Annotated in this window: 6 protein-coding genes and 3 pseudogenes; all 9 read left to right on the top strand. The window is 63.4% G+C overall.

Features of this window, described 5'->3' with window-relative positions; translation table 11 throughout:
- Positions 1-323 (top strand): hypothetical protein (locus tag G3436_RS27775; RefSeq protein ID WP_243667202.1); only part of this gene is annotated, 323 nt, incomplete at its 5' end.
- A gap of 429 nt (positions 324-752) precedes the next feature.
- Positions 753-2068, top strand: a pseudogene (locus tag G3436_RS17420) (nucleotide sugar dehydrogenase).
- A gap of 65 nt (positions 2069-2133) precedes the next feature.
- Complete coding sequence (gene alg8 / locus G3436_RS17415) at positions 2134-3624, top strand: mannuronan synthase (protein WP_420801222.1); 1491 nt, start codon at positions 2134-2136, stop codon at positions 3622-3624.
- 36 nt (positions 3625-3660) lie between these two features.
- On the top strand, positions 3661-4827 hold the full coding sequence (locus G3436_RS17410) for an alginate biosynthesis protein Alg44 (protein ID WP_163947361.1): 1167 nt from the start codon (positions 3661-3663) through the stop codon (positions 4825-4827).
- Between the two features lie 7 nt (positions 4828-4834).
- Positions 4835-6294: pseudogene (algK, locus tag G3436_RS17405) on the top strand (alginate biosynthesis TPR repeat lipoprotein AlgK).
- Positions 6291-7775, top strand: a complete 1485-nt coding sequence (locus tag G3436_RS17400; protein WP_163947358.1) for an alginate export family protein — start codon at positions 6291-6293, stop codon at positions 7773-7775. The pseudogene algK and the gene G3436_RS17400 overlap by 4 nt, the downstream one beginning before the upstream one ends.
- An 18-nt stretch (positions 7776-7793) precedes the next feature.
- Positions 7794-9352, top strand: a pseudogene (algG, locus tag G3436_RS17395) (mannuronan 5-epimerase AlgG).
- Between the two features lie 11 nt (positions 9353-9363).
- A complete protein-coding gene (locus G3436_RS17390; protein WP_163947355.1) occupies positions 9364-10806 on the top strand; it encodes an alginate O-acetyltransferase in 1443 nt (480 codons plus the stop codon).
- A 7-nt stretch (positions 10807-10813) separates the two neighbouring features.
- Positions 10814-11920: a mannuronate-specific alginate lyase gene (locus G3436_RS17385; protein ID WP_163947352.1), complete on the top strand. Its 1107-nt coding sequence runs from the start codon at positions 10814-10816 to the stop codon at positions 11918-11920.
- Positions 11921-11942: the final 22 nt, after the last annotated feature.

The following is an 11942-nucleotide window of genomic DNA, read 5'->3' as shown; positions in this document are numbered from 1 at the left end:
GCTTGCCAGCGAAGGCGCCTGATAATTCCCTGCACAACCCCGCCAAAACGCCAATCATCAGGCGCCATAAAACCGACACACCCCCGCCGACACCAAAACGTCATAAGACCGTTCGCCCTTTTTTGACGAAATATCCTGAAATTTTTTTTCATGCTGGCATAAAAACATCTCATCACAACTTTGCCCTGTGGACACGGGACGAAACTGCCGTGTGCTATCAAAGTGAAAGTATCGACCGCAGATCAAATATTAAAAAAATCCTTCAGCGCGTCCACGGCGGCTCAGGAACTTATCCCCTCAAGCGCCGCTCATACCACCCGTAACGATTCTTGAACGAAACATTGTGAGAGATGACCTACATGACAATTGGACAGTATTGGGAAGTTGCCCACCTACCTTTGACGGCGTAACAGGCATACCTGAGACGTACCTCAAACCAGGAGAAAGCACCCTTAAAAATCGTCCTAGTGGTTGATTTCATAGGATTTTATCCACTTGAAATAACAAGCACAGCAGTACTGGCAGTGTGGTACTGCAATAAAGACGGCTACCGTCCAGGGTTAATACCCAATTTAAATGGCCTTTGGCTGCCAACTTGAGTGCTTATTCTTATTGCACTCCAACTTAATTATGCCTGCCGGCAGTGTATCGGTTTAACCGTGACACTTGCGTGCACCCTGAATTTGCTGGTCAACCAATCCGGTCTGGCGCGTAGTTGTGCGCCGGCATGATAAACACATGAGGTGAATGCGATGCGTATCAGCATCTTTGGTTTGGGTTATGTAGGTGCAGTCTGTGCGGGCTGCCTGTCCGCTCGAGGCCATGACGTCATCGGCGTGGATGTCAGCGCGACCAAAATCGACCTGATCAACCAGGGCAAATCCCCGATTGTAGAACCGGGCCTCGAAGCCTTGTTGCAACAGGGCATTGCCCAGCAGCGCCTGCGGGGCACCACCGACTTCGCCCAGGCCATCCGTGACAGCGATGTATCGATGATCTGCGTCGCACACCGAGCAAGAAAAACGGCGACCTGGGCCTGGAGTACATCGAGTCGGTGTGCCGCGAAATCGGCTTCGTGCTACGTGACAAGGCCACCCGCCACACCATCGTGGTACGCAGCACCGTGCTGCCGGGCACCGTCAAGAACGTGGTGATCCCGATTCTGGAAGACTGCTCGGGCAAGAAGGCCGGCGTCGACTTCGGCGTGGCGGTCAACCCGGAGTTCCTGCGTGAAAGCACCGCCATCGCGGACTACGACAAGCCACCGATGACCGTCATCGGCGAACTCGACAGCGCCAGCGGCGACGTGCTGCAAGCGCTGTACGAAGAACTCGACGCGCCGATCATCCGCAAGGACATCGAAGTCGCCGAGATGATCAAGTACACCTGCAACGTGTGGCATGCGACCAAGGTCACCTTCGCCAACGAGATCGGCAACATCGCCAAGGCCTGTGGTGTCGACGGCCGTGAAGTGATGGAGGTGGTGTGCCAGGACAAGGCCCTCAACCTGTCGCAGTACTACATGCGCCCGGGCTTTGCCTTCGGCGGTTCGTGCCTGCCCAAGGACGTGCGCGCCCTCACCTACCGCGCCGGCAGCCTGGACATCAAGGCACCGCTGCTCAACTCGCTGATGACCAGCAACGAGTCGCAGGTGCAGAACGCTTTCGACATCATCGAAAGCCACGACAAGCGCAAGGTCGCCCTGCTCGGCCTGAGCTTCAAGGCCGGCACCGACGACCTGCGCGAAAGCCCGCTGGTGGAACTGGCCGAACGCCTGATCGGCAAGGGCTACGACCTCAACATCTACGACAGCAACGTCGAGTACGCCCGCGTGCACGGCGCCAACAAGGACTACATCGAGTCGAAGATCCCCCATGTCTCGTCGTTGCTCAACGCCGACTTCGAGCAGGTCATCCAGCATGCCGACGTGATCGTGCTGGGCAACCGTGACGAGAAGTTCCGCGCCCTGGCGCAGCAAGCCCCGGCCGGCAAGCAGGTCATCGACCTGGTCGGTTTCATGCGCAAGCCGACCTGCCCGACCAGCCGCACCGAAGGTATCTGCTGGTAACGGCAGCCGCTGCACGGGGTCGCCCCAGCCCCGTGCAGCACCGCCTTCCCTTTCATTCGATACGGATGCAGAACATGCAAAGGCTCAAGCACGGCCTGCTACAGGTCGCCGGTTGGCTGTTCTACGTGAGCCTGCTCATGTTGATTGCCCTGGCCTTGCCCAAGACCATTTTCGACCCCGACTCGAAGGACTTCATTTTCCTCGTCGGCGCCGTCGGTATCTGGCGTTATTCGATGGGTGCCACGCACTTTGTGCGCGGCATGCTGTTCCTCTACGTGGTGTACCCCTTGCTGCGGCGCAAGGTGCGCAAGCTGGGCAGCGCGGCCGACCCGTCCCACGTGTACCTGATGGTCACCAGCTTTCGCATCGACGCGCTGACCACCGCCCAGGTGTACAGCTCGGTGATCCGCGAGGCGATCGACTGCGGCTACCCGACCACCGTGGTGTGCTCGCTGGTGGAGATGAGCGACGAGCTGCTGGTGAAGAGCCTGTGGGCCAAGTACAACCCGCCCGAGCGTGTCGCGCTGGACTTCGTGCGCATCGCCGGCACCGGCAAGCGTGACGGCCTGGCCTTCGGTTTTCGCGCCATCTCGCGCCACCTGCCGGATGAGAACGCCGTGGTTGCCGTGATCGACGGCGACACCGTGCTCGGCGAAGGCGTGGTGGCCAAGACCGTGCCCTGGTTCAAGCTCTACCCCAATGTCGGTGGCCTGACCACCAACGAATTCTGTGAAGTGCGTGGCGGCTACATCATGAGCGAATGGCACAAGCTGCGCTTCGCCCAGCGCCACATCAACATGTGCTCGATGGCCCTGTCCAAGCGCGTGCTGACCATGACCGGGCGCATGTCGGTGTTCCGCGCCGCCGTGGTGACCAACCCCGAGTTCATCAAGGACGTCGAGAACGACTCGCTGCAGCACTGGCGCCTGGGTCGCTTCAAGTTCCTCACCGGCGATGACAAGTCCAGCTGGTTCAGCCTCATGCGCCTGGGCTACGACACCTTCTACGTGCCCGATGCCGCGATCAACACGGTGGAGCACCCACCGGAAAAAAGCTTCCTCAAGGCCAGTCGCAAACTGATGTACCGCTGGTACGGCAACAACCTGCGCCAGAACTCCCGTGCCCTGGGGCTGGGTATCCGCCGCCTGGGCCTGTTCACCAGCGTGGTGCTGTTCGACCAGCGCGTGTCGATGTGGACCAGCCTGCTCGGGCTGACCGTGGCAGTGATCGCCAGCCTCAAGTTCGGCCCGGCGTTCCTGCTGGTGTACCTGCTGTGGATCGGCATCACGCGGTTGATCCTGACCCTGATGCTGATGTGTTCCGGGCATGCCATCGGCCCGGCCTACCCGCTGATTCTCTATTACAACCAGATCGTCGGGGCAATCATGAAGATCTACGTGTTCTTCCGCCTCGACAAGCAGTCCTGGACGCGCCAGCCCACTGCACTCAAACGCGACCTCGCGAGCTTTCAACAATGGTTCAACACCTGGTCTTCGCGGACCATGACCTTCTCGGCAGCCAGCATCTTCATCGCTGTGCTGTTCATGGTCGTGTGAGCCGCAGCCCAACGGATTAAACAGGAACATATCGCCATGAATACCGCCGTGAATGCCAATGTCGTGCATGAGTCCGAAGCCCAGCGCCAGCACGCCCGCGTCAAGATCCCTGCCAAGCTGCGCTACCTGGGGGCCAACCGTGAAACCCTCGAAGTGAAGGTCGAGGACCTCTCGGCCGGGGGCCTGAGCTTCCATGCCAAGCACCCGCTCGCCGTCGGCGAAGTGGTGCGCGGGCGCCTGCAGTTCGTGGTCGACAACCTCGGCCTGGCGATGGACATCGAGTTCCAGATCCGCTCGTACAACAGCGCCAACGGGCGCACCGGCGTGCAGTTCCAGAACCTTGAACAGCGCGACATCGCCACCCTGCGCCACATCATCACCTCGCACCTGTCGGGCGAGCTGATCAGCATCGGCGACGTGCTCAGCACCCTGCAGCGCGACAACTTCACCAAGGCGCGCAAGCAGAAGGACAACAGCGGTGCCCTGAGCGCCTTCGGCCGCCTGCGGGCAGTGACCTTCAGCCTGGGCGTGTTCGTGGTCGGTGTGGCGGCCTTCGGCTTCATCGCCAAGTCGGTGTACGGCCTGTATTTCGTCAGCCATGCCGAAGCCGGCGTGGTCAGCGTGCCCACCACCAATGTGACCATGCCGCGCGACGGCACCGTGCAAAGCCTGGTGCAGCTCGACGGCCCGGTGGTCAAGGGCGCACCGCTGGCCTCGTTCAGCACCAGCATGCTGGACATGCTCAAGGGCCACCTGGATGACCAGCAACTGGAGCCGGCCAAGGTCGAGGAACTGTTCGGCAAGCAGCTGAGCGGCACCCTCACCAGCCCCTGCGATTGCGTGGTGGCCAAGCAGTTGGTGGATGACGGGCAGTATGCGAGCAAGGGCGCGGTGATCTTCCAGCTGATACCGCGCACCACCAACCCGGTCATCGAGGCACGCTTCAGTTACCGCCAGTTCGACGAAGTGCAGCCTGGTACCCGCGTCAACTTCCAGGTGGCCGGTGAAGACGAAACGCGCCTGGGCCGGATCGTCAGCAGCACCAGCCTGAACAGTGACGACCTGTCGTCGGACATTCGCGTGCAGATCAAGCCGGACGCGCCGATGCCCAGCGAGCTGGCCGGGCGCCCGGTGTCGGTCAACAGCGACCGTGGCCCGTCGATGGACTGGCTGATCGACAAAGCCGTGGCCCGTGGGCTCTGAAGAGGACATGCCGGTGACTATCCAACACCCCGGCGAGTGCTGTGCACTCGTTCGCTGGCAAGCCAGCGAAGCGCTTAGAATCGGTGCATTGGCCCTGGCTGTCAGCTTGGCCGGTTGCGCCGGCCTGCCCGACCAGCGCCTGGCCAACGAAGCCCTCAAGCGTGGCGACACCGCGCTGGCCGAGCGCAACTACCAGCAGCTCGCCGACCTGGGCTACAGCGAGGCCCAGGTGGGCCTTGCCGATATCCAGGTGGAAACCCGCGACCCGGCCAAGCTCAAGCAGGCCGAGGCCACCTACCGCGCCGCCGCGCAGATTTCACCGCGTGCCCAGGCCCGCCTGGGCCGCCTGCTGGTGGCCAAGCCCGACAGCAGCGAAGCCGAGCGCAAGGAGGCCCAGGGCCTGCTGAAAAAAGCCTTCGCCGCTGGCGAGAGCAACACCCTGATCCCGCTGGCCATGCTCTACCTGCAATACCCGCAGAGCTTCCCCGACATCAACGCCCAGCAGCAGGTCGACCAATGGCGCGCCGCCGGCTACCCCGAGGCGGGCCTGGCCCAGGTGCTGCTGTACCGCACCCAGAACACCTACGACCAGCACCTGGATGATGTGGAACGCATCTGCAAGGCAGCGCTGGCCAGCACCGACATCTGCTATGTGGAACTGGCCAGCGTGTACCAGAAACGCGGCCAGGCCGAACAGCAGGCCGCCCTGCTCGAACAGCTCAAGGCTGCCTACGCGCGCGGCGCCGTAGCGGCCAGCCGGGTCGACAGCGTGGCCCGTGTGCTGGCCGACCCAAGCCTGGGCCAGACCGACGAGAAAACCGCTCAGGCCCTGCTCGAACAGGTCGCACCGAACAATCCAGCGTCCTGGGTCAGCCTCGCGCAGCTGCTTTACAGCTTCCCGGAACTGGGCGACAGCGAGCAACTGATGGGCTACATCGACAAGGGCCGCGAGGCCGCGCAGCCTCGCGCCGAACTGCTGCTGGGGCGCCTCTACTACGAAGGCAAGGCCGTACCGGCCGATGCGAAAAAAGCCGAGACGCACCTGCAGGCCGCCGCCGACGCCGATGAAATCAGCGCCCATTACTACCTCGCCAGCTCTACCGGCGCGGCTACCTGGGCCAGGTCGAGCCGCAAAAAGCCGTCGACCACCTGCTCAACGCCGCCCGTGGCGGCCAGCTCAGCGCCGACTATGCACTGGCCCAACTGTTCAGCGAAGGCCACGGCATTCGCCAAGACCTGGTCAGCGCCTGGGTGTTCGCACAACTGGCGCAGGCCAACCCCAGCGAGCAATCGGCAGCCATGGCCGGCGAACTCGACCAGCAGCTCTCTGCCCCGCAGAAGGCCCAGGCCCAACGCCTGTTGCAACAGGAGCGCCAGGCCCGTGGCGCCATGGGTCAGGGCCCCGGCGCCCTGGCCCTGCAGGCCCTGCAGGACACCACCGAACAAGACGGCGAGGATTCCCTATGACACTCAACCCGTGGATGAAAGCCGGCCTGGGCCTGGGCTTCGCCCTGCTCTGGTCGTGCCCGACCCTGGCAGCGATGACCGCTGACAAGAACTTCGGCCTGGAAGTCAAAGCCACCGGCCAGTCCGAGGACGACCGCGACCTGGGCACCCGCTCCGGCGGCGACGTCAACGGCCTGGGCCTGGACCTGCGCCCGTGGGTCTACGGCGAGCGCGGCAACTGGAGCGCCTACGCCATGGGCCAGGCCGTCACCGCCACCGACATCATCGACACCGATACCCTGCGCCAGGCCGACGACGACAGCCAGGTCGAGACCCGCCGTGCCAACGGTCGCGAACCGGACAAGAGCTACCTGGCCATGCGCGAATTCTGGGTCGGCTACAGCGGCTTCACCGCCTACCCCGGCGAGCAACTGCGCTTTGGCCGCCAGCGCCTGCGCAATGACGACGGCATGTGGCGCGACACCAATATCGAGGCGCTGAACTGGACCTTTGACACCACCCTGCTGCGCGCCAACGCGGGTGTAGCGCAACGCTTCAGCGAATACCGTACCGACCTTACCGAGCTGGCCCCCGAAGACAAGGACCGCCTGCACGTCTACGGTGACGTCGCCGCGCAATGGACACCCGGCCACTGGGTCGGCCTGCGCGCCCACCACACCCACGACGACGGCAAGCTGAAGAACCCGGGCAACATCATCGACCCGCTCGACAAGACCCGCAACGGCGACCTCACCTGGCTGGGCCTGGAGGCCAACAGCGATGCCTACAACTGGCGCAACCAGAACCCCGTCAACTACTGGGGCAGCGTCACCTGGCTGGGCGGCGACCGCGATCGCCTGAGTTCGCGCACCCTGGCCAACGGCGACCAGTTGGCCACGCAAAAGCAGAGTGGCGACGTCAATGCCTGGGCGACCGACCTGGGCATCCGCCTGCGCCTGGACCCCAACTGGCAGGTCGGTGCGGCCTATGCACGCGGCAGCGGCGGCGGTGGCAGCGACGGCTCGGGCAACTTCGAACAGACCGGCCTTGAGAGCAACCGCTCCAACTTCACCGGCACCCGCTCACGCGTGCACCGCTTCGGCGAAGCCTTCCGTGGCGAGCTGGGCAACCTGCAGGCCGCCACCCTGTTCACCTCCTGGCAACTGCGCGACGACTACGATGCGAGCCTGGTGTACCACAAGTTCTGGCGCGTCGACGGCAAGCAGAACATCGGCAGCAGCGGCATCAATGCCGTGGTCGATGACGGCGGCATCAATCGCCCGCTGATCCAGGGCGAGAAAGACCTGGGCCAGGAGATGGATCTGGTCGTCACCAAGTACTTCAAGCAGGGCCTGCTACCGGCTGCGCTGAGCCAGTCGATCGACGAACCGTCGGCGCTGGTGCGCTTTCGCGGCGGGGTGTTCAAGCCGGGCGACGCCTACGGCAAGGAAGCGGACGCGTACATGCACCGCGCCTTTGTCGACGTGATCTGGCGCTTCTGATGCCTGGAGTGCATTGATATGAACCTTCACCCGCTCAACACGCTGTTTGCCGGCAGCCTGCTGCTGGCCAGCAGCATCGCCCTGGCCAACGGCCTGCCGGCCGCCAGCGTGGCCAAAGAGCTGCAACAGGCCAAGACCTACACCGTAAGCAGCGCGCCGATCGAGCCGCTGCAGATCGCCCCGCCGACCCTGCCGGACCTGACCGGCTTCACTGCCCAGGCCGTGCAGGCGAAGATCCAGCGTGCACACAAAGGCAAGGTCACGGTGCGCCGCATGCTGCAGGAAGATGCGCTCAAGGAGTTCATCGGCGGCGACAACAAGATGGCCGAATGGGTGGCGCGCCAGCACGGCATTCCGCAGGCGATCTTCATCGATGACGGGCATGTCGACCTCACCGAGCTGAGCAAGCGCGTGCCCGCCCAGTACCTGCGCGAAACCTCGCCGGGCGTATACCTGGCGCGGCTGCCGATCGTGGTCGGGCACAAGGGCGTGCTGGAGATCGACGCCAAGGTCAAGGAACTGCGCCTGTCCCAGGAAGGCGGATCGTTCATCGTCAATGACGGCAAGCTGTTTGTCAGCGACACCCGCGTCACCGGCTGGCGTGAAAAGGACAACGGCCCCGCGACATTCCGCAAGCCCGATGAATTCCGCCCGTTCCTGCTCGCGTGGGGCGGCACCGAGACCTACATCGTCAACAGCAAGATGGCCAGCTTCGGCTACGCCAAGAGCAAGTCGTACGGCGTGAGCATCTCGCAGTACACGCCCAACATGGCCAGGCAGATGAACCGCGCCGAACCCACCGGCTGGATCCTCGGCTCCGAGTTCAGCGACATGTGGTACGGCTTCTACTGCTACGAGACCGCCGACTTCGTGGTCAAGGACAGCACCTACCGCGACAACATCGTCTACGGCATCGACCCGCATGACCGTTCGCACCGCCTGATCATCGCCGGCAACACCGTGCACGGCACGAAAAAGAAGCACGGCATCATCGTCTCACGCGAGGTCAACGACAGCTGGATCATCCACAACAAGAGCTACGACAACAAGCTCTCGGGGGTGGTGATCGACCGCAACAGCGTGAACAACCTGATTGCCTACAACGAGATCTACCGCAACCACACCGACGGCATCACCCTGTACGAAAGCGGCGACAACCTGATCTGGGGCAACAAGGTGATCAGCAACCGTCGCCACGGCATTCGCGTGCGCAACAGCGTGAACATCCGCCTGTACGAGAACCTCGCCATGGCCAACGGCCTGGTGGGCGTGTACGGGCACATCAAGGACCTGTCCGATACCGACCGCGACATCGACCTCGACCCCTTCGACACCAAGGTCTCGCTGATCGTGGTCGTGGCGAGCTGGCGGCCAACGGCAGCGGCCCGCTGTCGATCGACTCGCCGCTGAGCGTGGAGCTGTACCGGGTGTCGATGCTGGCGCCGAGCAAGGCCAGCGGCATCAGTTTTTCCGGAGTGCTGGGTGAGCGTCAGGACGAGATTCTCGACCTGATGGTGCGCCAGGGCAAAGCCGTACTGATCGACCCGGTCGAACGCCAGACCGAAATGGCGGATTGAGGAAACCTGACATGACCCCACACCTGATGAAACTGCTGGGCCTGAGTGCCGCGCTGCTGGCGATCAGCAACGGCGTGCGCGCCGATGACGTGCAGGCACCGCGCTTCACCGCCGAGCCGTGCTGCCAACTGTGCCCCGAAGCCCACGACGCCAGCCGCTACACCACGCGCTACCAGCAGAACTTCACCACCCTGGTACAAGCCCAGGGCGACTGGCTGTTCCGTACCCGCGAAGACCTGCGCACCGAGTTCACCACCACCGCGGCCGGCTACAAGCGCCTGCAGCAGGTGCACGATGCCTTCAAGGCACGTGGCGTGGAACTGGTGGTGGTGTACCAGCCCACCCGTGGCCTGGTGAACCGCAACATGCTCAACCCCGCCGACAAGGCTGCGTTCAACTACGAGAAGGCCCTGGGCAACTACCAGGCCATGCTCGGGCGCTTCAGCAAGATGGGCTACAACGTGCCCGACCTGTCGCCGCTGACCAACGAACAGCTGCCGGCCGCGCAGCAAGGCAAGGATTTCTACTTCCGTGGCGACCAGCACTGGACCCCTTACGGTGCCGAGCGTGCAGCGAAGATCGTGGCCGAGACGGTGCACAAGATGCCAGCCTTCGCCGACGTGCCCAAGCGCGAGTTCGAAAGCCACAAGTCCGGGCGCATGGGCAAGACCGGTACCCTGCACAACGTCGCCGGCCAGTTGTGCGGCACCAGCTATGCGGTGCAGTACATGGACCAGTTCGTCACCGAGCCCAAGGGCGAGAGTGGCGGCGACGACCTGTTCGGCGATTCGGGCAACCCGCAGATCACCCTGGTGGGCACCAGCCACAGCGGCAAGAACTACAACTTCTCGGGCTTCCTGCAGCAGTACATCGGCGCCGACGTGCTCAACGTGGCGTTCCCCGGTGGCGGCCTGGAAGGCTCGATGATCCAGTACCTGGGCAGTGAGGAATTCCAGAACAATCCGCCGAAGATCCTCATCTGGGAGTTCTCGCCGCTGTACCGCCTGGACCAGGAGACCATCTGGCGCCAGATGCTCGCCCTGCTCGACAACGGCTGCGAAGGCAAACCGGCCCAGATGAGCGCCAGCACCTCGCTCAAGCCGGGCAAGAACGAGCTGATGGTCAACGGCAAGAACGGCGTGATCAAGGACCTGGTCAATGGCCGCCACCAGCTCGACATCCGTTTCGAAGACACCTCGGTCAAGACCCTGCAGGCCACCCTGTGGTACCTCAATGGTCGTCACGAAGACCTGAAGATCGAAAAACCCGAGACCTCCGACACCGATGGCCGCTTCGCTTTCCAGCTGCGTGAAGACGAAGACTGGGCCAACCAGACCCTGCTCGCCGTGGAAGTGCAGGGCCCGCAAAGCGGCAGCCAGAAGGTCAAGGCCACGCTTTGTACCCGCAACCCAATCGCCGGCAACGCGCAGCGCGCTGCGCACGCCGGACTGTGAGGCGCACATGAGCCACTTTCGTAGCATCGCCACCCCTGCCCTGCTCACCCTTGCGCTGTTCGGCGCGGGTGCACAGGCGGCAGGCCTGGTCCCGCCGCAGGGCTACTACGCCGGGATCGAGAACCCCAAGACCAGCCCCAACGATTTCACCTGTGAAGCGGTGCCGCAGCCCTATACCGGCTCGCTGCAGTTTCGCAGCAAGTACGAAGGCTCGGACAAGGCCCGCGCGACCTTGAACAAGGTCTCCGAAAAAGCCTTCCGCGACTCCACCGCCGACATCACCACGCTGGAGCGCGGGGTCAGCAAGCAGGTCATGCAGTACATGCGTGACGGCCGCCCGCAGCAGCTGGACTGCACCCTGCAGTGGCTGGGCACCTGGGCGCGCGCCGATGCGCTGATGTCCACCGACTACAACCACACCGGCAAGTCGATGCGCAAATGGGCGCTGGGCAGCATGAGTTCGGCCTACCTGCGCCTGAAGTTCTCCCATTCCCAGCCACTGGCGGCGCACCAGGCCGAGGCCGAGCAGATCGAGAAATGGTTTGCGCGCCTGGCCGAGCAGACGGTCAAGGACTGGAGCGACCTGCCGCTGGAAAAGATCAACAACCACTCCTACTGGGCGGCCTGGTCGGTGATGGCCACGGCCGTCGCGACCGACCGGCGCGACCTGTTCGACTGGGCCGTGAAGGAGTACCGCGTGGGGGCCAACCAGGTCGATGCGCAGGGCTTCCTGCCCAACGAAATGAAGCGCAAGCAACGCGCCCTGGCGTACCACAACTACGCCTTACCGCCCTTGGCGATGATCGCAAGCTTCGCCCAGGCCAATGGTGTGGATCTACGCCCGGAAAACAACGGCGCGTTGAAGCGCCTGGGTGAACGGGTGTTATCGGGGTCCAGGGACCCGAGTGCGTTCAAGGCACGCAATGGCCAGAAGCAGGACATGGGCGACCTGAAGGTCGACAGCAAGTACGCGTGGCTGGAGCCGTGGTGCAGCCTGTATCAGTGCGACGCCGATGCACTCAAGCGCAAGCACGAAATGCAGCCGTTCAAGAGCTTCCGCCTGGGCGGCGACCTGACGCGCGTCTACGACCCGCAGGCCGAACAGAAGCAGTAAGGATTACCACTGCCCCTTGTGG

The organism is Pseudomonas brassicae (genome assembly GCF_010671725.1).
Classification (GTDB): Bacteria; Pseudomonadota; Gammaproteobacteria; order Pseudomonadales; family Pseudomonadaceae; genus Aquipseudomonas; species Aquipseudomonas brassicae.
This window is presented reverse-complemented; position numbering and strand designations above follow the sequence as displayed.

Coding starts and splice junctions, on each gene's coding strand:
- G3436_RS17385 (WP_163947352.1), top strand. CDS start 10,814: ATGAGCCACTTTCGTAGCATCGCCACCCCTGCCCTGCTCACCCTTGCG.
- G3436_RS17400 (WP_163947358.1), top strand. CDS start 6,291: ATGACACTCAACCCGTGGATGAAAGCCGGCCTGGGCCTGGGCTTCGCC.
- G3436_RS17410 (WP_163947361.1), top strand. CDS start 3,661: ATGAATACCGCCGTGAATGCCAATGTCGTGCATGAGTCCGAAGCCCAG.
- G3436_RS17390 (WP_163947355.1), top strand. CDS start 9,364: ATGACCCCACACCTGATGAAACTGCTGGGCCTGAGTGCCGCGCTGCTG.
- alg8 (WP_420801222.1), top strand. CDS start 2,134: ATGCAGAACATGCAAAGGCTCAAGCACGGCCTGCTACAGGTCGCCGGT.